Source organism: Stenotrophomonas sp. FR024 (assembly GCF_047500745.2).
GTDB classification, from domain to species: Bacteria; Pseudomonadota; Gammaproteobacteria; order Xanthomonadales; family Xanthomonadaceae; genus Stenotrophomonas; species Stenotrophomonas maltophilia_A.
This window is the reverse complement of the sequence record NZ_JAXAXM020000008.1, coordinates 595-25,215: the sequence shown is the minus strand read 5'-3', so window position 1 is coordinate 25,215 and position 24,621 is coordinate 595. Positions and strand designations below refer to the sequence as shown.

Below are 24,621 nucleotides of genomic sequence, written 5' to 3'. Positions count from 1 at the left end.
TTAGTCGGCCAGCACGAACACGGAACCGCAGTACGGGCACTGCGCTTCGCCGTTGGGCTCGTCTTCGATCGGCAGGTACACGCGCGGATGCGAGTTCCACAGCGCCATTTCCGGGGTCGGGCAGCTCAGCGGCAGATCGCTGCGGTGCACGGTGTAGCGCTTCTCGGCGTTGGCGGGCGCAGTGGCGGTATGGCTCATGGCGGATGTCGATGAACGGGTTGCGAGGCCTGTGATTCTAGCATCTGGGCCGCCCCGACATTGCGCCGCAACGGGTCTTTGCGCGTACCGGGCCGATTCCCTGCGGCCCTGCATGCCACCTCGGGACGGGGTACCGGTGGAAATTCCCGATCGATCCTGCAGGTTCACGCCGAAAATCCGCCGACAACGATATTTCCCGCATTTGGATCGAACTAAATGGCACTTGTCAGGTTGCCACGGCTGTTGCAGGATCGGGCCAGGTCGTAAACCGGCCCACTCCAATCCGACCCGATCGCATGGCCCGCCCCCACCGGACCGGCATCGCCTCTTCCACTGCCATCCCGGCGGGCGGAGCGATGCTGTCCGTGGTGTCCGCCGATGCGGGTTCTGCCCGCCGCCTGCCCTTCCGGGAGACCCCTGCATGACCCTGTCCGATCCACGCCGCGCCCTGCTTCCGCTCGCCCTGGCCCTGGCCTGTGCGACTACCGCGATGCCGGTGCTGGCACAGGGACTGCAGACCTCGTTCGAACCGGGCCAGCCGGCGCCGGCACCGGCCGCAGGCGCACTGCAGGTCACGATCGGCAACGGCCCTGCTGCGCCTTACGCCGCCAAGCGCAATGCGGGCTACAGCGGCCTGCATGCACTGCGCTACAGCAGCGAAGGCGGCAGCGCGCGACGCGAGCTGTTCAAGGCGGACATGACCATCGAGGCCGATACCACCCTGTCGTGGCTGGTGCTGCCGGAGATCGTCGGCAAGGACACCGTGGCCTCGACCTATGTGTCACTGGACCTGCTGCTGGACGATGGCAGCCGCATTTCGGCCAGCGCTGCACGCGACCAGCATGGCGTGGCCATCGGTGCGCGCGCGCAGGGCGATTCGAAGACGCTGTATCCGCAGCAGTGGGCACGCAAGGCGGTGCGGCTGGGCGACGTGCCCGCGCTGAAGGGCCGCCGCGTGCTGGCGATCGAACTGGAGGTGGCCAGTGCCGACGGTGCACCGGTCTCGGGCTGGATCGATGACGTGCGCCTGGACACAGTGCCACGTCAGCAGCCAGCGCGCGTCTCCGACTGGGTGCTGACCACCCGTGGCACCCAGGCCAACGGCACCTTCTCGCGCGGCAACAATTTCCCGGCCACCGCGGTACCGCACGGATTCAACTTCTGGACCCCGGTGACCGATGCTGGCGCACTGAACTGGCTGTACCGCTGGAACGAACAGAACGACGCACAGAACCGCCCGCAGCTGCAGGCGCTTGCACTGAGCCATCAGCCCAGCCCGTGGATGGGCGACCGCCAGACCTTCCAGGTGATGCCCTCGGCCAGCCGTGGCGTGCCGGAGGCCGACCGTCGCAAGCGCGCGCTGTCATTCGAGCGCAGGCATGAAAGCGCGCGCCCGTATCGCTACGACGTGCGCTTCGACAACGGCATCGCGGCCGCCATCGCGCCGACCGATCATGCCGCGCTGTTCCGCTTCGAGTTCCCCGAGGGCGGCGACGCCAACCTGCTGTTCGACAATGTCGATGCACGCGGTGGCCTGACCCTGGACGCTGCCACGCAGACACTGTCCGGCTACACCGATACGCGCAGCGGGCTGTCCAACGGCGCCAGTCGCATGTACGTGGTGGCCAGCTTCGACAGGCCGTGGCGCAGCAGTGGGCGCCTCAACACCGGCCGACCGACCGGCTACATCAAGTTCGATGCCGGCAGCGACCGGCGGGTGACCATGCGCATCGCCACCTCGCTGATCTCGGTGGAGCAGGCACGGCACAGCCTTGCCCTGGAAATCGCCGCAGCCGATACGCTGGAAAGCGTGGCCGGCCGTGCGCAGGATGCATGGGATGCGCGCCTGGCCCGTTTCGACATCGGCGATGCCAGCGACGACCAGAAGACCACGCTGTACTCCAGCCTGTACCGGCTGTTCCTGTACCCCAATTCCGGCCATGAGAACGTGGGCAGCGCCGCCGCACCGGAGTGGCGCTACGCCAACCAGGCCAGCGCCAGCGATGACAACACCGAGGGCAGCGCGACCCGCAGCTATGCCGCCGTGCGCGACGGCAAGGTATTCGTCAACAACGGCTTCTGGGACACCTTCCGCACCACCTGGCCGGCCTATGCGCTGTTCACGCCCGACGATGCCGGGCAGCTGGTGCAGGGCTTCATCGAGCAGTACCGCGCCGGCGGCTGGATCGCACGCTGGTCATCGCCGGGCTACGCTGATCTGATGGTCGGCACCAGCTCCGATGTGGCCTTCGCCGATGCATGGCTGAAGGGCGTCGGCGGTTTCGATCCGGCCGAGGTCTATGCCGCCGCGCTGAAGAACGCGACCGTGGTGCCGCCGGACCGCCATGTCGGCCGCAAGGGCATGAACCGTTCGACCTTCCGCGGCTATGCCAGTGCCGACGTGCACGAAGGCATGTCGTGGACGATGGAAGGCGCACTCAATGACTTTGGCATCGCCAACATGGCCGATGCCCTGGCCAAGCGCGCGACCGCGCCCGCCGCACGCGAGCGCTACAGCACCGAGGCCGACTACTTCCGCCATCGCGCCGCCAGTTACGCGACGATGTTCGATCCGGCGGCAGGCTTCTTCCAGGGCCGCAAGGCCGATGGTCGCTGGCGCGTGGACGCAAAGGCCTACGATCCGCGCGTGTGGGGCCACGACTACACCGAATCCAATGGCTGGACCTTCGCCTTCACCGCCGCCCACGATGGCGAAGGCCTGGCCGCGTTGTATGGCGGCCGCGAAAAGCTGGCGGCGAAGCTGGATACCTTCTTCGCCACACCTGAAACCGCGGACCCGGCACTGGCCGGCTCGTACGGCGGCACCATCCACGAGATGACCGAAGCGCGCGACGTGCGCATGGGCATGTATGCGCACAGCAACCAGCCGGCGCACCACATCCCGTGGATGTACCTGTACGCCGGGCAGCCGTGGAAGACCCAGCAGCACGTGCGCGAGATCCTGTCGCGGTTGTACGTCGGCAGCGAGATCGGCCAGGGCTACCCGGGCGATGAGGACAACGGTGAAACCTCGGCATGGTACGTACTGGCCTCGCTGGGCCTGTACCCGCTGCGCATGGGCGCCCCGGAGTACGTGATCGGCTCGCCGGCATTCGAGCATGCACGGGTGGAGCTGCAGGGTGGTGCGGTGCTGACCGTGAACGCGGCCAACAACTCGCGTGAGAACGTCTACGTGCAGTCGCTGAAGATCAACGGTACGCCGTGGACGAAGACCTGGGTGCCGCACGACCTGATCGCCAAGGGCGCGACCCTCGACTTCGTGATGGGACCCCGCCCCTCGCGCTGGGGCAGCGGCGTGGACGATGTGCCGCGCTCGTTGACCGCGCGCGGCCAGCACCCGCAGCTGCTGCACGACCTGCTCGGCAGCGGCGCGAAGGCGACGCTGGCCGATGGCCGTGCCCTGCCCGCGCTGGTCGATGACGATGCCGGCACCACGGTGGGTCTGGTCGCCGGTGCAACCATCGCGCTGACCGGCCTGGCCGAGGGCACCCCGACGATGTACACGCTGACCAGCGGTGACGGCCGCATCCAGGGCGGTGAGTGGACGCTGGAGGCGCGCAACGGCGGCGGCAGCTGGGCCGTGCTCGACCAGCGCAGCGGCGAAGACTTCGAATCCGCCCGCCAGACCCGTCCGTTCCGCATCGCCAAACCCGGTCGTTACAGCGAGTACCGCCTGCGCCTGGCGGCACCGGCACGGCTGCCGCTGGCGGAGATCGAACTGCTGGCGGCCGGCACCGTACAATGAGCTGCATGCGCTTCCGTCTACTGCCTCTGGCCCTTGTTGCCCTGTCCTTCTCAAGCTTCGGCCAGACCCAGGCGTTCGATACGCAGCTGACCCGCGACGGCGTGACGCTGAACTACCAGGACGCCCGTGGCGCCCTGGCCGCACCGCAGCGCAAGCGGGTGATCGATACGTTCTTCTTCGCGTACCTGCGCGAACGTGCGGACTTCCATCCCGCTGCGCCGTCAATGGTGCGTATCGTGATCGATCCGGCCTACACCGGCATCGCCTTCGTCGGCGACAAGGACCAGGCAGCGACGATCACCATCAATCCGGGTTGGCTGGAGCAGCATCCGAACGACATCGACCTGGTCACCCATGAGGCGATGCACATCGTGCAGGGGTATCCCGGCTATGGCGATGCACGGGTACCGGGCTGGCTGGTGGAAGGCATCGCCGACTACGCGCGCGACCGCTACGGCATGGACAATGCCGCGGCCGGTTGGGCACTGCCCGGCAAGGTCGAGAAGGGGCAGAACGTGGACAGCGGCTACCGGGTGACCGGTGCGTTCCTGAAGTGGGCGGAGGCGGAACATCCCGGCCTGGTGCTGGCACTGGACAAGGCCCTGCGCGACGGCCGCTATACGCCGGCGCTGTGGCAGAAGCACACCGGCAAGGCACTGCCGGCGCTGTGGACGCAGTACGCCAAGCCGCGTTCGGACGCACCGCCGCCGGCGCCGGCACGGCGCGGCAAGCGGCACTGACACCCACGCACCGCACGTTCGCCGGGCATTGCCCGGCGCTACCGCATTGCTGCCTCAGCGCGACTGCACGAAACCTGCGTAGAGCGCGAACAGCTGCTGGAAATACCGCCGGGTCACTCGATTGCGCATGACACTTTCGCCGATGGGGAGGTGGTCGGGCCCAGGGTGGGAAGGCCGGTCCGGTCCCTTCCCACGGCCGGGCCGCGTGGGCGTATTGGGCCGCAATGGCGTTGCAGGGAAATGACCGGGTTGCGTAGCGCGTGTGGCACAGCCCGGAGGTAGAGCCGGCCGCTGGCCGGCTGCCGTCGTGCGCCTGGACATCATCGGGGTTGCCGGCCAGCGGCCGGCACTACCCGTTTCCGCTTTGCGGAAACAGAAACGCGCAGCGACCGCGGCGATTGCGAAATGACCGGGTTGCGTAGCGCGTGCGGCACAGCCCGGAGGTAGAGCCGGCCGCTGGCCGGCTGCCGTTGTGCGCCTGAACATCATTGGGGGTTGCCGGCCAGCGGCCGGCACTACCCGTTTCCGCTTTGCGGAAACAGAAACGCGCCCCGTAGGGCGCGTTTCTGCAGCTGTCGCCGGAAAGAAGGCTTACGCCTTCTTTTCCGCTTCCAGCTGCTTCCTGATCTGCGCATCGACCGCCGCAATCGCGGTCATGTTCAGGATCCTGCGCGAGGTCGCGCTGGTGGTCAGGATGTGCACCGGCTTGTTCACGCCCATCAGGATCGGGCCGATCGCCACGCCGTCGGTGAACACACGCACCAGGTTGTAGGCGATGTTGGCCGCTTCCAGGTTCGGCAGCACGAACAGGTTGGCGCGACCCTGCAGGGTCGAGCCCGGCAGCAGCTTCTGGCGCAGCGCTTCATCCCATGCGGTGTCGCCCTGCATTTCGCCGTCCACGTTCAGACGCGGGTTGCGCTTGAGCAGCAGCTCGCGTACCTGGCGCATCTTCAGCGCGTCCTTCGAATCGTGGCTGCCGAAGTTGGAGTGCGACAGCAGCGCCACCTTCGGCTCGATGCCGAACAGCTTCATGCGGTAGGCCGCCTGCAGGGTCGCTTCGCACAGCTGCTCGGCGGTCGGGTCTTCCTGCACGTGGGTATCGACGAAGAAGAACACGCCCTGCTGGTTGATCACGCCGGTCATCGCAGAGGTCGAGGTGACCTTCGGCTCCAGCGGCAGCACGCTGCGCACGTAGCCCAGCTTCTTGTGGAAGCGCCCGACGATGCCGGTCAGCATCGCATCGGCTTCGCCACGGGCCACCATCACCGCCGCGATCAGGGTCGGGCGCGAACGCATCAGGTTCTTCGCCGCGGCCACGGTCACGCCACGACGGCCGGTCAGGCCGTGGTAGTACTGCCAGTATTCGTTGAAGCGCGGGTCGTCGTTGATGTTGGTGACTTCAACGTTCTCGCCGATCTTCAGGCGCAGGCCGAGGCGTTCGATGCGCGATTCGATCACTTCCGGGCGGCCGATCAGGATCGGGTGTGCCAGGCCGTCGTCGACCACGTTCTGCACCGCCTGCAGCACCACTTCCTCTTCGCCCTCGGCGTACACCACGCGCTGCTTGTCGCTGCGCGCGCGGTCGTAGACCGGCTTCATCATCAGGCTGGTGCGGTAGACGAACTGGGCCAGCTTGTCACGGTAGGCGCCCATGTCCTCGATCGGGCGCGAGGCCACGCCCGAGTCCATCGCGGCCTGGGCCACGGCGGCCGACAACTCCACCAGCAGGCGGCGGTCGAACGGGCGCGGAATCAGGTATTCGCGGCCGAAGCTCGGGGTCTCGCCGCCATAGGCCGAACCCATGTCGGTGGCCGCACGACGCGCCAGCGCCGCAATGGCGCGCACGCAGGCGATCTTCATTTCCTCGTTGATCGCGGTGGCGCCTACGTCCAGCGCACCGCGGAACAGGTACGGGAAGCACAGCACGTTGTTGACCTGGTTCGGGTAGTCCGAACGGCCGGTGCCGATGATCGCGTCCGGACGGGCGGCGCGCGCCACCTCCGGCATGATTTCCGGGGTCGGGTTGGCCAGCGCGAAGATCACCGGGTCCGGCGCCATGGTCTTGACCATGTCGGCAGTCAGGATGCCCGGTGCCGACAGGCCCAGGAAGATGTCCGCGCCGTCGACGATCTCGGCCAGGGTGCGCTTGTCGGTGTCGCGCGCATAGCGCTGCTTTTCCGGATCCAGGTCGGTACGACCGGTGTGGATCACGCCCTCGCGGTCGAAGGCGAGGATGTTTTCCGGCTTCAGGCCCAGCTGCACCAGCATGTTCACGCAGGAAATGCCGGCTGCGCCCATGCCCGTGGTCGCCAGCTTCACGTCCTCGATCTTCTTGCCGGTGATCGCCATGGCGTTGAGCACGGCCGCGCCGACGATGATCGCCGTGCCGTGCTGGTCGTCATGGAACACCGGGATCTTCATGCGCTCGCGCAGCTTGCGCTCGACCACGAAGCATTCCGGCGCCTTGATGTCTTCCAGGTTGATGCCGCCGAAGGTCGGCTCCAGCGAGGCGATGATGTCGACCAGCTTGTCCGGGTCGGTTTCATCCACTTCGATGTCGAACACATCGATGCCGGCGAACTTCTGGAACAGCACGCCCTTGCCTTCCATCACCGGCTTGCCGGCCAGCGCGCCGATGTTGCCCAGGCCCAGCACCGCGGTGCCATTGGAGATCACCGCCACCAGGTTGCCGCGGGCGGTCAGCTCGCTGGCCTGCTGCGGGTCGGCCTTGATCGCTTCACAGGCGTACGCCACGCCCGGCGAATACGCCAGCGACAGGTCGCGCTGGGTCAGCATGGGCTTGGTAGCGGAAACCTTGATCTTTCCCGGCGGGGACATCCGGTGGTAATCGAGGGCGGCCTGTTTGAAATCTTCGTTGGACATCGATGTGGGTTACATGAATGGGCAGAAGGGACAGGGGATGATACCCCCGTTGGAGCGTCTGGACCTGTCGCTATCCTGTCGCAGGCATGCTGCGACTGCACAATTCCGTGCCGTATGCGACGGTACCGGGATGCCAGCATCGGCGCCCCCGATGACAGCCATGGGACGCCCTGAAACGCCGCGGGGCCGTACCACTGTCGTGATCGGCCCCGCGGTACCACACACCTGGGTCAGCCCTTGGCCGGCAGCGCCTCGGGCAGTGCGTCCACCGGCGGCGGCAGCTCGCTTTCGCGGCCATCCAGCGCCAGCTGCAGGCGGTTGCGGTCCAGCGCGCCTTCCCAGCGCGAAACCACCACGGTGGCCACCGCATTGCCGATGAAGTTGGTCAGCGAGCGGCATTCGCTCATGAAACGGTCCACGCCCAGGATCAGCGCCATGCCGGCCACCGGTACCTCCGGCACCACGGCAAGGGTGGCGGCCAGGGTGATGAAGCCGGCACCGGTGACGCCGGCCGCACCCTTGGAGCTGAGCATGGCAACCAGCAGCAGGGCGATCTGGTGGCCCAGGGTCAGTTCGGTGTTGGTGGCCTGGGCAATGAACAGTGCCGCCAGGGTCATGTAGATGTTGGTGCCGTCCAGGTTGAACGAGTAGCCGGTCGGGACCACCAGGCCCACCACCGACTTGCTGCAACCGGCGCGTTCCATCTTCTCCATCAGCGACGGCAGCGCCGACTCCGACGAGGAAGTGCCCAGCACCAGCAGTAGCTCGGCCTTCAGGTAGCGCGCCAGCTTGAACACCGAGAAGCCGCACAGTCGGCAGACCACACCGAGGATCACCGCCACGAACAGGAACGCGGTGAGGTAGAACGAGCCCACCAGCCACGCCAGGTTGACCAGCGAACCGACGCCGTACTTGCCGATGGTGAAGGCGATGGCGCCGAAGGCACCGATCGGGGCGGCCTTCATCAGGATGTGCACCAGCTTGAACACCGGGGCGACCAGCGCCTCCAGGAAGTTCAGGATCGGCTTGCCCTTCTCGCCCACCGAGGCCAGCGCGATGCCGAACAGCACCGCGATGAACAGCACCTGCAGGATGTTGCCGTCGACGAAGGCGCTCACCAGCGTCTTCGGAATGATGTCCATCAGGAAACCGACCAGGGTCAGGTCGTGCGACTTCTCGACGTAGCTGTGCACCGCGGTCTGGTCCAGCTCGGCCGGGTTGATGTTCATGCCGGCGCCGGGCTGTACCACGTGCGCCACGATCATGCCCACGATCAGTGCCAGCGTGGAGAAGAACAGGAAGTACGCCATCGCCTTGGCGAACACCCGGCCCACCGTGCGCAGGTGGGTCATGCTGGCGATGCCGGTGACGATGGTGAGGAAGATCACCGGCGCGATGATCATCTTCACCAGGTTGATGAAGGCATCGCCGAGCGGCTTCATCTTCTCGCCGATCAGCGGTTCGTAGTGGCCGAGGATGGCGCCCAGGACGATCGCCACGATCACCTGGAAATACAGCTGGCGATAGATCGGCAACGGCTTTGCAGGCGCCGGGGCTGCGGTCGGGATGTGCATGGCGGACTCCGGAAGGGGCGTTTTCAGGCACGTACGGCCCCGGGACAGCACGGGAACCGTTACCGTGGAAACTGATCGCAGGCCCTGTGCTGCATGCGCAGGAGGTGCGACCAATGGACGCCTTTGTACGCGCCGGGCACGCCGGCGCAGATAACCTATTGGTACTAGCCTCCCGGTTCAGGTGGCGGCGATGCCTACACTGGCGCCGCACCGCCCGATCCTGGGGAGGCCGGTGGCCCGTGCTGAACGGCCGGGCGCGTCATTGCGAAAGTTTCGGCCCCTGCGGCCGTTGTTGTCCTGTCCACACGCAATCTGAGAGAGCCGCACCCAACATGCGCCCGATTCCCACCTTGCTGGCCCTGTCGCTGGCCGCGCTTCCCGCCTTCGCTTCGGCTGCCGATTTCGACAACTGGCCGACCAAGTACGCCTTCGGCGACGGCACCGAGTTGGCCGCTACCGCCAACATCGCCTACGACTACAACGATTTCTCCTCGGGCAGCGGCCTGGAGGACGACGACGCCGTGCGCCGCAAGGAGTTCGGTGCGACGCTGAAGAAGAAGGGGGTCTACGACGCGATGGTCTACTACGACTTCCAGTCCGATACCTGGCTGGACGTGTTCGTGCGCTTCGAGAGCAAGGCCTTCTTCGGTCGCGACATCGGTCGCTTCCGCTTCGGCTATATGAAGACCCCGGTCGGCCTGGATGCGAACACCTCTTCGCGCGCCGGCAGTTTCCTGGAAACCGCACTGCCCGTGCAGGCCTTCTACGAAGGCCGCCGCACCGGCGTGGAATGGGTGCTGGAGCGCCCGCAGTACCTTCTGCAGGCCGGCGCCTATGGCGGCAAGGACCTGCAGGGTGACAACCCCGGCACCACCCAGGCAGTACGTGCGGTGTGGACCCCGGTGAAGGCGCCGGGTGACGTGATCCACCTGGGCCTGGCCTACTCGCAGGAAAATCCGCGCGGTTACAGCGATGGCCGTGACGTGCACCACGAGGCCAGCGCGCGCCTTCGCGCACGCCCGGAAGCCGGCCTGACCGACATCCGCTACGTCGATTCCGGCGCCTTGGTCACCGCCGACCAGATCCGCCGCACCGGCCTGGAAGGCATCTGGATCCGCGGCCCGTTCTCGCTGCAGGCCGAAGCCCTGCGCGCCACGGTCACCCGCCATGACGGCAAGCCCGACTACACCGGCAGCGGCCAGTACGCGATGGCCAGCTGGGTGCTGACCGGCGAGTCGCGCCCGTACAACGCAGGTGCCGTGGCCAACATCAAGCCGGCGCACGACTACGGCGCGGTGGAACTGGTGGCCCGTTACAGCCGCATGGACCTGGACGATGGCAGCATCCTTGGTGGCCGCCAGCACGACCTGACCCTGGGCGCGAACTGGTACCTGACCAGCCACTTCAAGTTCCAGGCCAACTACGTGAAGGTCGACGCCAGCCGTCGCGGTGTGCACAGCACGCCGGAGATCTTCGAGCTGCGCGCGCAGATGCACTTCTGACCCCTTCCACGTCAGATCCCGGCGGGCGTGCACGTCACGCCCGCCGGCCCTGCGTAGACTGCCGCCATGTACTGGCTCAGCCGCCATCGGATGCTGTTGCTGACCATCCTGGTGATGGTCGGTGGCACCGTGCTTTGTGCGGTCGCCGCCGGCCACTACGCCTGGCGGCGCGCCCTCGGCGAGGAAAGCAGCCAGGTGCAACGCCAGCTGCAGCTGTACGGCCAGGGCCTGCAGCAGCGCATCGACCGCTTCGGCACGTTGCCGCAGGTACTGGCGCTGGATCCGGATCTGCTGCACGCCCTGCGTGTGCCGCCCTCGCCCACCGAACAGCAGCGGCTGAACCTCAAGCTGCAACGCGCCAATGAAGTCACCCGTGCCTCGACCCTGACCCTGGTCGGCCATGACGGCGTGGCAGTGGCGGCCAGCAACTGGGACCAGCCGACCAGCAACGTCGGCGAGAACTACAGCTACCGCCCCTACTACCGGCAGGCACTGGCGCAGGGCCGCGGCCGCTTCTACGGCATCGGCATGACCACCGGCGTACCCGGCTACTACCTGTCGCAGGCCATCGAGGAAGATGGCAAGCGGCTCGGCGTGGTGGTGATCAAGGTCGAGCTGTCGGCGCTGGAACAGGAATGGTTGAGCAGCCCGGACGTGGTGCTGGCCAGCGACGACCATGACGTGGTGTTCCTGGCCAACCGTGACAGCTGGCGCTACCGCCTGCTGCGCCCGCTGGGCGCCGATGAGCGCCGCGAAATGCTGGACGCCCGCCAGTACGCCGACCGCGCGTTGCAGCCATTGCGCGCGCGTACTGAAGACGTGCTTGCCGATGGTGGCCGCATGGTGCGCCTGCTCGATCCCGCACTGCCGCAGCCGATGCTGTGGCAAAGCCTGCCGCTGCCCGCCGAAGGCTGGAACCTGCATCTGCTGCACGACGCCAGCGCCGCCACCGCCGCCGGTCGCGCGGCCGCGCTTACCGGAGGTGCTGCGTGGCTGGCGCTGGGCTTCCTGGTGCTGTTCGTGCAGCAGCGCCGGCGCCTGGCCAAGCATCGCCTGCGCAGCCGCCGCGAGCTGGAAACCCTGCTCAAGCAGCATGCACAGGAACTGCGCACCGCACAGGATGGCCTGCTGCAGGCCGCCACCGATGCCGACAGCGGCCTAAGCCGCAGCCTTGAACACCTGCCGCAGGGCGTGGTGGTGATCGACCGGGACCTGCGTCTGGTCGCATGGAATTCGCGCTACCTGGAACTGTTCCGTTTCCCGCTGGACCTGGTGCGCGTGGGGCGGCCCATCGAGGAACTGTTCCGCTTCAACGCACGCCGTGGCCTGCTCGGTCCCGGCCCAGTCGACGAGGCCATCGAGCGTCGCCTCAACCACCTGCGCAGCGGCCGTCCGCACATGCGCGAAAGTGAGAAGGACGACGGTACGGTGCTGGAAATCCGCGGCAACCCGCTGCCCGACGGCGGTTTCGTCACCAGCTACGCCGACATCACCAGCTACAAGAATGCTGCACGCGAACTGCGCTCGCTGGCCGATGCACTGGAACACCGCATCGCCGAACGTACCCACGACCTGGACGAAGCACGCCGCGAGGCCGAACAGGCCAACCGCTACAAGACCCGCTTCGTCGCCTCGGCCGTGCACGACCTGCTGCAACCACTCAACGCAGCACGCATGTTCGTCTCGGTGCTGCGCGGCAAGCTGAGCGACCCGGCGCAGCAGCAGACCAGCGATCACATCGACGCTGCATTGGCCGCGCAGGATGCGATCCTCAACAGCCTGCTGGATATCGCGCGGCTGGAATCGGGCAGCCTGCCGACCCGTGTGCAGGCGTTCCGGCTCGGGCCGCTGCTGCAGACACTGGCGCGCGAATTCGGCATCGCCGCGCAGTCACGTGGCCTGGTGGTGGACTGGGTCGATACCGATGCGGTGGTGGTCAGCGATGAAGCGCTGCTGCGCCGCATCCTGCAGAATTTCCTGTCCAACGCGCTGCGCTACAGCGAACGTGGCCGCGTGCTTCTGGGCTGCCGTCGCCGCGAAGGCCTGCTGTGGATCGAAGTGCACGACCAGGGCCCCGGCATCCCCGATGCGTTGCAGGGCGAGATCTTCGAGGAATTCCGCCGCCTGCACGACGGCCAGCAGCGCGGTGCCGGCCTTGGCCTGGCCATCGTCGACCGCATCGGCCGCCTGCTCGGACATCCGATCCGGCTGCGCTCGCAGCTGGGCCAGGGCAGCGTGTTCGCCGTGGGCGTGCCGTTCGGCGACGCCAGCGCGATACCCGCCACCGCGCCCGCGCCGGTGCTGGCGCAGGAACCGGCGGCGGACAACCCGCTGCGAGGGCGCCGGGTGTGGGTGATCGATGACGATCCGCACGTGTGCGCGGCCAGCCGCGCGCTGCTGGAGCGCTGGGGCTGCGAGGTGCTGCTGGCCGATGGCCCGCAGGCAGCGCTGCAGTTGGCCACGACGGCAACCGTGCCGGAGCTGGTGCTGCTGGATGTGCGCATGGGCGATCACCACGGGCCGGTGCTGTACGAGACATTGGCAGAGCTGTGGCGGGCCCGCCCGCCGGTGGTGCTGGTCACTGCCGAGCGCGATGCGGGATTGCGTGAGATGGCTGCCGAGCGTGGCTGGGGAATGATGGCCAAGCCGGTGAAGCCGCCGGCGCTGCGGGCGCTGATGAGTCAGTTGTTGATCCGGCATCGCGGGTAGTTTCCAGCCAACGGCGCAGCCCCTCGTGGGTGGTGTCTGGTTGGTCGTGGAAAGCAGAAGCCGTGGTGGGCCGGTCGGGTTGGGTGCACGGGGGACGCCGTGAATCCATCCCTGGAGGCTTGGCAGCCGCATCCATGCGGCTGACACCCCCGCGAACCCAACCCGACCGGCCTCTGACAGATTTCGGTGGCCTGCCACCCACGGAGAAGAAAAAGAAGAACAAAAGCCGGTCGCGCGCTGCGCTTGCTCGTGTAGAGCCGAGCCCATGCTCGGCATCGCGGACCGGCCGCAAAGCAGCCGAGCGTGGGCTCGGCTCTACAAAAGGCGGCCTGCCAGGCTGCCTTTGCTTTTGATGTTCTTTTCTCTTCCGTGGATGGATGCGCACGGAACCTGTCCGTGGCCGGGCAGGTGGGCTGCGTAGGGGCGTGAGCCGCATGGGCCCGAGGCATGCCTCGGGCGGGTTGGGCAGGACGCCCAACCCCGGTCTTGCCGTGTGCGCAGGACTGCGCACACGAGCAAGCGGCGACCGAGCTTACATGGACGTACTTGCAGCGGCCCCTGTGCAGTCCACCTGCCCGGCCTCACCCATGAACTGCTCTACGTGTCCACCCACGAGGGGCTGCGCCGTTGGCTGGAAACTACAACCCGATGCCCGCGTCGCCTTCCGGCTCCAGCGCCTTCACCAGCACTGCCGCCTGCGTGCGGCTATGGCATTCGAGCTTCTTCAGGATCGCGGTGACATGCACCTTCACCGTGTTCTCGGCCAATCCCAGCGTATAGGCGATCTGTTTGTTGAGCAGGCCATCGGCCAGGCACAGCAACACGCGGAACTGCTGCGGGGTCAGCTGGGCCAGGCGGCTGGCCAGCAGGGCGTCGGCCTCGGAGCGTTCGGCGGCCATCGCCGGGAACCACAATCCACCATCGAGCACCGCCTGCACGGCCTCGCCAATGGTCTCGGCCGGGGCCGACTTCGGGATGAAACCGGCGGCACCGAACTGCTGGGCGCGGCGAATCACACGGGGGTGGTCGTTGGACGAGAGGATCACCACCGGAATGTCCGGATGCGAGCCGCGCACGTGCAGCAGCGCGGAGAAACCGTGTGCACCGGGCATGGTCAGGTCGAGCAGCACCAGGTCCACGTCCGGGTGCGCGTCGAGGGCTTCGGCCAATGCCTCGGCGCTGGCGACCTCGCGCACCTGCGCCAGCGGCAGGCTCTGCCGCAATGACTGCACCACCGCCGAACGCAGCAGCGGGTGGTCATCGGCGATCAGGATGGTGTATTCGCTCATGCCGCCATTGTACGGGCAGGCCGTCGCCTCAGCGCCCTGCCGGCTCCACGCTGCTGCGCCAGGCATCGAGGAACTGGCGGCGCTTGAGTGCATCCAGGTACACCAGCAGGCCCGGGCCCAGCTGGATCGGGCGGCGGCTGCGGCCGGGCGCATCGTCGCCACGTGCGCTGCCGGTGACGATCGGCATCAGCCGTGCCTCGCGTGACAGCACCTGCTGGCCACGCGGCGACAACAGGTAGTCGAGGAAGCGCCGGGCTTCTTCCGGGTGTGGGCCGGTGCGTGGAATCACCGCGGTACGCAGTACCACCAGCGTGTAGTCCTCGGGCTCCACAATCGCCAGCGGAGCACCCGCGTCGATGCGCGCCTGCGCGTAAGAGCCGAGCACGTTGTAGACCAGCGACAGCTGTCCGCTGGCCACCTTGTCCAGCAGCACGCCGGTGCGCTCCTCGCGCACCACATCGTTGTCGCCCAGCGCGCCCAGCAGCGCACCGGCGATGCTGCCACGCTGCGCATCCTGCGTTGACAGCAGGTAGCCGACGCTGCTGCGTTCGATGTCATAGGTGCCGACCCTGCCGCGCAGCGGTGCGCCTTCGGCGCGCAACCGGTCCAGCAGTTGCCGGCGCGTGTGCGGCACCCTCGCAGCCGTCAGCGCGCGGGTGTTGTAGACCATCACCACCGGCTCGTAGCTGATGCCGAATGCCTCGTTGCGCCACTGCGCCCAGGCCGGCAGCGCGGCGGTCTGCGCGGAGCGGTGCGGCAGTGCATGACCATCGTTGACCAGCTTGGTCTGCAGGTCCATGCCACTGGAGATCAGCAGGTCCGGCGATGCCGGTCCGCCGCGGTCGTGCAGGTACCGCGCGTACAGGTCCTGGGTGATGATGTCCTCGTACACCACTTCGGTGCCCGGGTGCAGCCGCTGGTAATCGGCGATGACCACCGCGAACACTTCGATGTCGGTGGTGCCGTGGATGCGCAGCTGCGCCGTGGTCTTTGCCTGTGCGGGAAAACGGCGCACATCGCCGGGCGCAGCCAGCACCGGCAGGGCCAACAGCAAGGCAACGGCAGCAGTGAACAGGCGGATCATGGACTGCTCCGGGGCAGGCGGATGGTGGCGATCAGCCCGCCCTGAGGACGATTGCTGAGGTCGATGCGGCCACCGTGGCTGTCGACCACACGCTTGACGATGGCAAGGCCCAGCCCGGCGCCGCCGGACGGCGCGCCCTCGCCACGGGCGAAGCGCTCGAACACGCGTTCGGCATCGGCGGCGGCAATGCCGGCACCGTGGTCGGCGATAGTCAGCACGGCCTGCCCGCCTTCCACGGTCAATGCGATCTGCAACGGCCCATCACCACCGTACTTCAACGCGTTGTCGACCAGGTTCTTGATCGCCTCGCGCAGCAGCAGCGCATCGCCATGCACCTGTACCGGCTCGGCGGTCATCGCCAGCTGCACGCGCGGCGCCGGGCCGGCCTGCGGCAGCGCTTCATGCAGGGCCTGGTGCACGGTCTCGGCCAGATCCACTGCAGCAAAGCGCTGCAGATGCGAACGATGGATCACGCTGGCATCGCTGAGCAACTGATTCAACAACCGGCTCATGTGGGTGGCGTTGCGCTCGATCGCCTGCAGGCTGCGCCGCATGTCTTCGGGATCGTCGTCATCCAGCGCCAGCTGTGCCTGCGCACGCAATGCCGCCAACGGCGTGCGCATCTGGTGCGCGGCCTCGGCCATGAACGCACGCAAGGTCTCGTTGCTGCTGGACAGGCGTTCCATGAAGCGGTTCAACGCCGCCACCATCTGGTCCATCTCGCGCGGTACACGGGCATCCAGCGGCTTCAGGTCAGAGGGCTCGCGGCGTGACAGCTCGCGTTCCACCCGCACCAATGGCCGGAATGCGCGATGCACGCCAAAGGCCACCAGCGCCAGCAGCAGGCCGGACAGCACACCGACCGCCAGCAGTGCGCGGTTGACCATGTCCTGCGCGACCGCTTCACGCGCACGCCGGGTCTGGCCGACCTGCACCTGTACTTCGCCCTGCGCCGAGGCGGCGGCGAAACTGCGGCCGACCACCACGAAGCGCACGGTCTCGCCACTGTACGCCGCATCAAACAGCTGCGGTTGCGTGCCGGGCCGGCGCGGCGGCGCCGGCAGGTCGCCATAGCCGGTGATCAGGTTGCCACGGCTGTCGGCGACCCGATAGAACACGCGGTCTTCCGGGGCCATCGCCAGCAGGTCCAGCGCCGCATAGGGCAGATCGACCTGCCATTGGCCATCGACCAGGGCCACCGAATCGGCAATGGACAACGCCGAGGACACCAACAGGTGATCGTAGGAACGGTTGGCGGCGCGCTGGCCATAGCCGCGCGCGGCAAACAGCAGAGCCACCGCGAACACCGCCAGCAACGCGCCGAGGTAGAGCAGCAGCGTGCGCCGCAGCGAGCCCGGTGCGGCGTTCGCGGTCCGCGCGTCAGCCATTGGCGTCGGCGCTGTCATCACTGGCTTCCAGCAGGTAGCCAACGCCGCGCACCGTGGTGATGCGCAGCGGTGCACCTGCCAGCTTCTTTCTCAGGCGCCCCACATACAGCTCGATGGCATTCGGGCCGGCCTCGTCGTCGAAGCCGAACAGGCCATTGCCTATCTCATCCTTGCCGACCACCTGGCCGAGGCGGCCGACCAGAATCTCCAGCAGCCGGTACTCGCGGTTCGGCAGTTCGATCGGTTCGCCGTCGAGGCTGACCCGGTGCGCGGCATTGTCGAACTGGAAGCCACCGATCTGCACCACTTCGCTGGCCTGGCCGCGCGCGCGTCGCAGCAGCACGCGGCAGCGCGCTTCGAACTCGCGGAAATCGAACGGCTTGCCCAGGTAATCGTCGGCGCCGACGTCCAGCGCCTGCACACGGTCTTCGATGCCGTCGCGCGCGGTCAGCATCAGCACCGGTGTGCTGTCGCCGCGCTCGCGCATGCCGGCCAGCACGCGCAGGCCATCGAGCTTGGGCAGGCCGATATCCAGAACCACCAGGTCGAAGCTCTGGTAGCGCAGCACGCTGGCGGCGGCCAGGCCATCGGCCTGCCAGTCCACGGCGTGCCCACTGCGGCGCATGCGGCGGATGATCGCATCGGCCAGATCCGGGTTGTCTTCGACCAGCAGCAGGCGCATGGGCACGGGGGTGGGAGGGGAAACGAATGCTACCGCATGCCGCCGCCGCGCTTGCCGGGCGTGGCCCAGTGAGCGCAGTGGCCGGTTTTACGCTGCACCGCACAATCCGTTGACAGGACGATGACAGCTACGGCAACCCAGACTGCGGCCGCGCACCGTCCGGTGCCCACGATTGCCGCGCGCCTGGCGCGCACCTGGGAGGGTTTGTGGAATTCACGTTTGCCTGGCGGCGCCCTGCCGCCATGATGGCGCTGGCTGCCCTGTCGGCGCCGGCCTTTGCCGCCGAAGACGATCGTCCGGTCACGGCTTCGCTCGGAGGCCGCCTGCACCTGGACTTCGCCACCTTCGACAACGACAACCGCGGTACGCCGAACAAGGATGACACCGAGATCCGCCGTGCCTGGGTCGATGTGTCCGGCAAGTTCTTCGTGGTCGACTACAAGCTGGAAGCCGATTTCTCCGGCGACCGCGTCGAGGCCAAGGACGTGTACCTGGCACGCAGCTTCGGCAAGGCCGGCAAGCTCACCGTGGGCCAGTTCAAGCAGTACTTCTCGCTGGATGACCGCACCAGCTCCAACTACGGCAGCTTCCTGGAGCGCGGCAACGCCGGCACCACGCTGGCGCCGCTGTATCGCCTGGGCGCATCGTGGCAGGCCAACCCCGGCGACTTCACCTGGGCGGCCAGCATCTACAGCCTGGAAAGCATCGACGCCTGGCAGGTGAAGGGCCGCGCCGCCGGTGGCCGCGTCACCTGGGCGCCCTCGCCCAGCGATGGCGACGTGCTGCACCTGGGCCTGTCGCTGGCCCGTGAGGCCTACGACAACCCCGGCGCCAATGGCGTGCCTGGCCTGCGCATCCGCCCGCGCCCGGCCGGCCACCTGTCCGACGAGAGCCGCCTGACCCTGGTCGACTTCTCCGCCGGCCGCGATACCGACGTCAACAAGTGGTCGCTGGAATACGCGCAGGTGCGCGGCCCGCTGTCGTGGCAGGGCGAGTTCAGTGGCGCCACCTTCGATGACGGCGCGCAGCGCGGCGACGTGATGGCCGCCTACGGCATGCTCAGCTGGTTCATCACCGGCGAAAGCCGCGCCTACGACCGCAAGACCGGCCGCTTCGCGCGGGTGAAGGACATCCGCCACAGGGCCGGTGCCTTCGAAGTGGCGCTGCGCTACGACCAGATGTGGGGCGCACAGCACCTCGACGGTGCCCCCGACCTGCGCCGCGGCAGCACCGAAGCATGGACGCTGGGTGGCAACTGGTACCTGCGCGACAACCTGCGCTTCATGCTCAACGTGATCGAAAGCCGCAACCGCGACCGCCTCGCCGGGGTCACGGTGGACCGCACGCGTGCGGTCACCGGCCGCCTGCAGTACGACTTCTAAGCCCGACATTCCGGGCATTCCGCCCGGGCCCCTTCCACTCCCCCACGTCCTGTATTCGCAAGGAGTCCGCAGATGATGCTGAGCATCCTCGGCTTTGGCATGGTCATTACGTTCATGTACTTGATCATGAGCAAACGCCTGTCGCCGCTCGTCGCCCTGATCACCATCCCCATCCTGTTCGCGCTGATCGGCGGCTTCGGCGCCAACATCGACGAGATGATGCTGGAGGGCATCAAGAAGATCGCGCCGACCGGTGTGATGCTGATGTTCGCCATCCTCTACTTTGGGGTGATGATCGACGCCGGCCTGTTCGATCCGCTGGTGCGGGTGATCCTGCGCTTCGTCAAGGGCGATCCGATGAAGATCGTGCTCGGCACCGCGGTGCTGGCGATGCTGATCTCGCTCGACGGTGATGGCTCGACCACCTACATGATCACCGTCTCGGCGATGCTGCCGCTGTACCAGCGGCTGGGTATGAACGCGCTGAACATGACCTGCGTGACCATCCTCGCCGGCGGCGTGATGAACCTGACCCCGTGGGGCGGCCCGACCGCCCGCGCGGCCACCGCGCTGCACGTGGACCCCGCCGATGTGTTCGTGCCGCTGATCCCGTCGATGGTGATCGCCTGTGCCGGCGTGCTGCTGCTGGCCTGGTACCTGGGCCTGAAGGAACGCCGTCGCCTCGGCGTGGTGACCCTGCCCAAGGGTGGCAGCTGGATGGACAACAGCGTGTCCGACGACAGCAACCCGCTGCCGACCGTGGAAGACGCCGAGGACATCAAGCGTCCGAAGCTGCTGTGGGTCAACCTGGCCCTGACCGTGGCGCTGATGACGGCGCTGATCATCGGCGTGCTGCCGATGCCGGTGCTGTTCATGGTCGGCTTCGCCATCGCCCTGGTGATCAACTACCCGAACCTGGCCGAACAGCGCCGCCGCGTAGTCAACCACGCCGGCAACGTGCTGTCGGTGGTGTCGCTGATCTTCGCCGCAGGCATCTTCACCGGCATCCTCAACAACACCGGCATGGTCGAAGCGATGTCGCACAGCTTCCTGGCGGTGATCCCGGAATCGTGGGGCCCGTACCTGGCGGTGATCACCGCAGTAGCGTCGATGCCGTTCACCTTCTTCATGTCCAACGACGCGTTCTACTTCGGCGTGCTGCCGATCCTGTCCGAGGCCGCCGGCAACTACGGCATCACCCCGGTGGAGATGGCGCGCGCCTCGCTGGCCGGCCAGCCGGTGCACCTGCTCAGCCCGCTGGTGCCGTCCACCTACCTGCTGGTGGGCCTGGCCAAGGTCGAGTTCGCCGACCACCAGAAGTTCACCCTGAAGTGGGCCATCGCCATCTCGATGCTGCTGATGGTCGGCAGCCTGCTGTTCGGCCTGTACCCGCTCGCGGCCTGATCCCTTACCAAAGGAGCCTTCTGCAATGACGCTTCGAATCGCTTACGTCACCAGCGGCATGGGCAGTGTCGGTACTGCCATCTGCCAGAGCCTGGCCCGCAGCGGCCACACCGTGGTTGCCGGTTGCGCGCCGAACTCACCGCGCAAGGCCAACTGGCTGCGCGAGCAGCGCGAACAGGGCTTCGACTTCATCGCCTCCGAAGGCAACGCGACCGACTGGGCCTCGACCAGCGCGGCGTTCGCCAAGGTCCGCGCCGAAGTCGGTGAAGTGGACGTGCTGGTCAACAACTCCGGTGGCAGCCGCGACCTGCTGTTCCGGCAGATGACGGTGGAGGACTGGAACGCGGTGATTGCCTCCAACCTCAATGCGCTGTTCAACCTCACCAAGCAGGTGGTCGATGGCATGGCCACGCGTGGCTGGGGCCGCATCATCAACATTGGTTCGGTCAGCGCCCACAAGGGCCAGATCGGCCAGGTGAACTACGCCACCGCCAAGGCCGCGATGCATGGTTTCAGCCGTGCGCTGGCCGCCGAAGTGGCCTCACGCGGGGTCACCGTCAACACGCTGTCGCCGGGCTACATCGCCAGCCAGGCGATCAGCAGCTTCCCGCCGGACGTGCTGGACCGGCTGGCCGCCTCGGTGCCGGTGCGACGCCTGGGCCGTCCGGAAGAAGTGGCCGGCCTGTGCTCATGGCTGGCCTCGGATGAAGCCTCGTACGTGACCGGCGCCGACTATCCGGTCAACGGTGGCCTGTACATGGGTTGAGCCCGTCTCCACGCAGCGCGTGGACCGCCTCCCCCACGGAGTGCGCGGGGCCGGTGAACCTTCGCTTGCGAGGGGGATCCGGCCCCTTTTTGTTTCTGCATTTCTGAGATGCACTTCCCGATGCATCGGCAGAACCGGTGCTATACCTGCCAGCGCTTGCCGCGCCCAATGGACGAACGGCTGACATCGCGGATCAAGGAGGTTGGCATGCGTGCAATACTGATTGCGCTTCTTGCGGTCGCCACCACGCCACTGGCGGCAACCCCACCCGCTGCCACTGCAGAAGAGGCGGACGCAACCTGGCGGCTCGTGGAGCGCTGGTCCTTCCAACTGGCACGCTCTGACCTTGTCGCGCAGCTGTCACCACTGGCTCCGGCCGGCTCGCGTTCGGAAGCAGGAAGGGGCCGGGGCGACAGCGCCACCATCGATCTGGCGCCATTCGTGGTCGCCGGAAGGATCAAGGGGCCTTCTGGCCAGATCCACACCGACGCGTCGGGGCGAATCATCAAAGGCATTACGCTGTCGCTGGGCGGCGCCTGCATCTCGCGAAAGCAGATGGGTCGTCGCTACCCCGACTTCAACGTCCTTTCCGTCCCGTCAGGGCATAGTCTGGACGAGTCGACGGTGTTCGGCACGGTACTGAACGGCATCCAGATCGGGTTCTCATTCTCCGAACATGATCGTGACTGCATGGACCAGCTCAAATTCAGCTGGCCCGGTGAGCGCTTCTGATTCTCTCCGGCATACCACCATGACGAACAGGTTGCAGGACGCACACCACTGTCCTGCACCGTTCGTTGGTTTTCCGTAAAGAAGGTTTCATGTTCCGTTCGCATAGTGGCCATGCACCGCGCACGCGTGCCGGTGACCACCCCCAATGCAACGGACCACCATGCAGACCCGACACCTGACGATCGCCGTGGCGATCGCGCTCTCCGCCGCCGCCAGCGCCCATGCCGCCACCGCCGCCGATGCCGGCGCCAGCACCGATGCCGCGCTGAGCGCGCAGACGCTGGATACCGTCTCCGTGATCGGCCAGGGCGAGACCCGCCAGGTGCAGCGCATCACCACCGTCGACAAGCAGGTGCTGCCGCCGGGCACCAGCGGCCAGAAGATCCTCGATCGCCTGCCGGGCGTGTCGGTGCAGTCCAACGACGCCTTCGGTGCCAACGAGGAATCGCAGACCATCAGCCTGCGTGGCTTCGACAAGAGCCGCCTGGGCTACACGCTGGACGGCATCCCGCTGGGCGACAACAGCTACGGCAACTACAACGGCCTGAGCATCGCCCGCGCGATCATCGCCGAGAACCTGGCCGGTGCCGAGCTGTCGCAGGGCATCGGTTCGCTGGGCGTGGCCTCGACCAGCAACCTGGGCGGCACCATCCAGTACTTCTCGATGGACCCGTCCACCGAATTCGGTGGCCGCGCCAGCGTCACCGTCGGCGACAACAGCCAGCGCCGTGGCTACCTGCGCGTGGATACCGGCGACATCAACGGCTTCTCGGCCTATGTGTCCGGCGTGCACCAGGACCAGGACATGTGGGCCGCGCCGTACCAGAACCAGACCACCCGCCAGTTCAATGCCAAGGCAGTGTGGAATGTCGGCGACCACCGCTTCGGTGCGTTCGTGGCCACCTCGCGCGCCAGCCAGGCCAACTACGCCTACCTGTCCAAGGACATGCTGGCCCGCGGCCTGGGCTATGACTGGAACATCTATGCACCGGACTGGGATCGCGCCGTCGCCGCCGCGTACTGCGCGCCGGGCACCTACAACAAGGCGCGCTGCGCATTCAGCGGCGGCGTCAACAGCATCGACGATGCGTACTACCAGAGCCGTGCGCTGCGCGACGACAACCTGTATTCGGTGGATGCCGACCTGCGCCTGGGCGAGCAGGGCCGCCTGAAGCTGCTGGCCTATCACCACGACAACCGTGGCCAGGGCCACTGGTGGGCACCGGGCCAGCCGTCCTACCCGGGTACCGACAGGATGCTGCCGATCTCGATCCGCAGCACCAACTACACGATCAACCGCGATGGCCTGACCGCCGCGCTGTCGTGGACGGTGGGCATCCACGAACTGGAAGCCGGCCTATGGTACGAGCAGAACGACCATAACGTGTCGCGCAACTTCTACTACATCAGCGGCCCGTTCCTGGACGACCTGTACCTGAAGAACCCGGACCGCCTGCTGTTCAACCAGGACTTCGACATCCGCACGCGCCAGTTCTACGCGCAGGACCGCATGCGCTTCCTGGACCAGCGCCTGACCGTGGACGTGGGCATCAAGAGCCCGAACACCCGCATGCGCGCCACCGCCAACCCGGGCGTGGAAACCAGCATCGCCTCAGGCACGCTGACTGCCAAGGAATCGGTGCTGCCGCAGCTGGGCCTGGGCTTCAAGCTCAACGCCAACAACGAGCTGTTCGCCTCGTATGCCGAAAACATCGCCGCCTTCGTCGGCGGTGGCAGCGGCGGCCCGCTGCAGGTGTCGCCGGAATCGTTCGCGGCCAGTGCCGGGCTGGAGCCGGAGAAGTCCAAGAGCCTGGAAGCCGGCTTCCGTACCTTCGGCGAGAAGTACCAGGCGTCGATCGCGGGCTACAACGTGAAGTTCGACAACCGCCTGCTGTCGCTGAACCCGTGCTCGAGCATCGAAGTCGGCACGCGTCCGGAGTGCGTGACGCGCTTCATCAACGTCGGTTCGGTGAAGAGCTACGGCGCGGAACTGACCTTCATCCTCAAGCCGATCGACGGCCTGCAGTGGTACAACGCGCTGTCCTGGAACAAGACCACCTACGAGGACGACTACCTGTCCGGCGGCGCGGTAGTGCCGGTGGCCGGCAAGATCACCGTGGATACGCCGCAGCGCATGGCCTCCAGTGAAATCAGCTGGAACCGCGATGGCTTCTTCGCCAGCCTGCGTGCCAAGTACACCGGCAAGCGCTACTACACTTACACCAACGACCAGTCGGTGCCGGGCGTGACTACCTTCGACGCCGGTGCGGGCTACGATTTCGGCCCGGGCCTGGGCCTGCGCAATGTGCGGGTGTCGTTGAACGCGACCAATCTGACCAACAAGCGCTATGCGGGCCAGCTGAGTTCGTTCGCACCGACTGATCCGAAGGGCACGCGTTATGCGATCCATGCGAGCGCACCGCGGCAGTTGTTCATGACGGTGGCGGCAGAGTTCTAAGTCGAAAGCGTTGCCCCGCGGCGTCTTGATTATCGTCGCGGGGGGGGGGCGGGGGGGGGGGGGG

At 67.1% G+C, this 24,621-nt stretch carries 16 protein-coding genes; 9 read left to right on the top strand and 7 right to left on the bottom strand.

The window, feature by feature from the left end; translation table 11 throughout:
* Entirely contained in the window at positions 1–198 is a 198-nt protein-coding gene (locus ACMZ91_RS10720; RefSeq protein ID WP_005410967.1) for a zinc-finger domain-containing protein, read from the bottom strand.
* A 421-nt stretch (positions 199–619) separates the two neighbouring features.
* Between ACMZ91_RS10720 and ACMZ91_RS10715 the strand changes: the two genes are divergently transcribed.
* Positions 620–3,964 carry a GH92 family glycosyl hydrolase gene (locus ACMZ91_RS10715; protein ID WP_414577975.1) on the top strand — a complete coding sequence of 1,115 codons (3,345 nt, stop codon included), beginning with the start codon at positions 620–622 and terminating at the stop codon, positions 3,962–3,964.
* Entirely contained in the window at positions 3,961–4,704 is a 744-nt protein-coding gene (locus ACMZ91_RS10710) for a basic secretory protein-like protein (RefSeq protein ID WP_414577977.1), read from the top strand. The genes ACMZ91_RS10715 and ACMZ91_RS10710 overlap by 4 nt, the downstream gene beginning before the upstream one ends.
* Before the next feature lie 591 nt (positions 4,705–5,295).
* Here the strand turns inward: ACMZ91_RS10710 and ACMZ91_RS10705 are convergent.
* A complete protein-coding gene (locus ACMZ91_RS10705) occupies positions 5,296–7,587 on the bottom strand; it encodes an NADP-dependent malic enzyme (RefSeq protein WP_005410971.1) in 2,292 nt (763 codons plus the stop codon).
* Between the two features lie 230 nt (positions 7,588–7,817).
* Positions 7,818–9,161: a dicarboxylate/amino acid:cation symporter gene (locus tag ACMZ91_RS10700; RefSeq protein ID WP_005410972.1), complete on the bottom strand. Its 1,344-nt coding sequence runs from the start codon at positions 9,159–9,161 to the stop codon at positions 7,818–7,820.
* 332 nt (positions 9,162–9,493) lie between these two features.
* Here ACMZ91_RS10700 and ACMZ91_RS10695 point away from each other — a divergent pair, with 332 nt between their 5' ends.
* Both ACMZ91_RS10695 and ACMZ91_RS10690 read left to right on the top strand, forming a co-directional pair.
* On the top strand, positions 9,494–10,663 hold the full coding sequence (locus ACMZ91_RS10695; RefSeq protein ID WP_005414426.1) for an OprO/OprP family phosphate-selective porin: 1,170 nt from the start codon (positions 9,494–9,496) through the stop codon (positions 10,661–10,663).
* A 66-nt stretch (positions 10,664–10,729) separates the two neighbouring features.
* Positions 10,730–13,372, top strand: coding sequence for a hybrid sensor histidine kinase/response regulator (locus ACMZ91_RS10690; RefSeq protein ID WP_414577980.1), 2,643 nt, complete (start codon positions 10,730–10,732; stop codon positions 13,370–13,372).
* A gap of 638 nt (positions 13,373–14,010) precedes the next feature.
* On the opposite strand, the gene ACMZ91_RS10685 is transcribed toward ACMZ91_RS10690, so the two are convergent.
* The 4 genes from ACMZ91_RS10685 to ACMZ91_RS10670 are packed head-to-tail and all read right to left on the bottom strand — an operon-like array spanning position 14,011 to position 17,815.
* Positions 14,011–14,661, bottom strand: coding sequence for a response regulator (locus ACMZ91_RS10685; RefSeq protein ID WP_005414428.1), 651 nt, complete (start codon positions 14,659–14,661; stop codon positions 14,011–14,013).
* Positions 14,662–14,689: 28 nt separating this feature from the next.
* Positions 14,690–15,745 (bottom strand): ABC transporter substrate-binding protein, encoded by a 1,056-nt coding sequence (locus ACMZ91_RS10680; RefSeq protein WP_049400238.1) that lies wholly within the window; start codon positions 15,743–15,745, stop codon positions 14,690–14,692.
* Positions 15,742–17,133: a sensor histidine kinase N-terminal domain-containing protein gene (locus ACMZ91_RS10675; protein ID WP_414577985.1), complete on the bottom strand. Its 1,392-nt coding sequence runs from the start codon at positions 17,131–17,133 to the stop codon at positions 15,742–15,744. The genes ACMZ91_RS10680 and ACMZ91_RS10675 overlap by 4 nt, the downstream gene beginning before the upstream one ends.
* Positions 17,126–17,815 carry a response regulator transcription factor gene (locus tag ACMZ91_RS10670; RefSeq protein WP_134950964.1) on the bottom strand — a complete coding sequence of 230 codons (690 nt, stop codon included), beginning with the start codon at positions 17,813–17,815 and terminating at the stop codon, positions 17,126–17,128. Before ACMZ91_RS10670 ends, ACMZ91_RS10675 begins: the two co-directional genes overlap by 8 nt.
* A 242-nt stretch (positions 17,816–18,057) precedes the next feature.
* Between ACMZ91_RS10670 and ACMZ91_RS10665 the strand changes: the two genes are divergently transcribed.
* The 5 genes from ACMZ91_RS10665 (at position 18,058) to ACMZ91_RS10645 (ending at position 24,557) form a co-directional block, all read left to right on the top strand.
* Positions 18,058–19,197, top strand: a complete 1,140-nt coding sequence (locus tag ACMZ91_RS10665; protein WP_414577987.1) for an OprO/OprP family phosphate-selective porin — start codon at positions 18,058–18,060, stop codon at positions 19,195–19,197.
* 75 nt (positions 19,198–19,272) lie between these two features.
* Positions 19,273–20,601 (top strand): CitMHS family transporter, encoded by a 1,329-nt coding sequence (locus ACMZ91_RS10660; RefSeq protein WP_032130486.1) that lies wholly within the window; start codon positions 19,273–19,275, stop codon positions 20,599–20,601.
* A 25-nt stretch (positions 20,602–20,626) separates the two neighbouring features.
* Positions 20,627–21,367 carry an acetoacetyl-CoA reductase gene (gene phbB / locus ACMZ91_RS10655; protein WP_049463659.1) on the top strand — a complete coding sequence of 247 codons (741 nt, stop codon included), beginning with the start codon at positions 20,627–20,629 and terminating at the stop codon, positions 21,365–21,367.
* 207 nt (positions 21,368–21,574) lie between these two features.
* Positions 21,575–22,099, top strand: coding sequence for a hypothetical protein (locus tag ACMZ91_RS10650; RefSeq protein WP_049400271.1), 525 nt, complete (start codon positions 21,575–21,577; stop codon positions 22,097–22,099).
* A 160-nt stretch (positions 22,100–22,259) separates the two neighbouring features.
* Positions 22,260–24,557 (top strand): TonB-dependent receptor, encoded by a 2,298-nt coding sequence (locus ACMZ91_RS10645; RefSeq protein WP_414577983.1) that lies wholly within the window; start codon positions 22,260–22,262, stop codon positions 24,555–24,557.
* Positions 24,558–24,621: the final 64 nt, after the last annotated feature.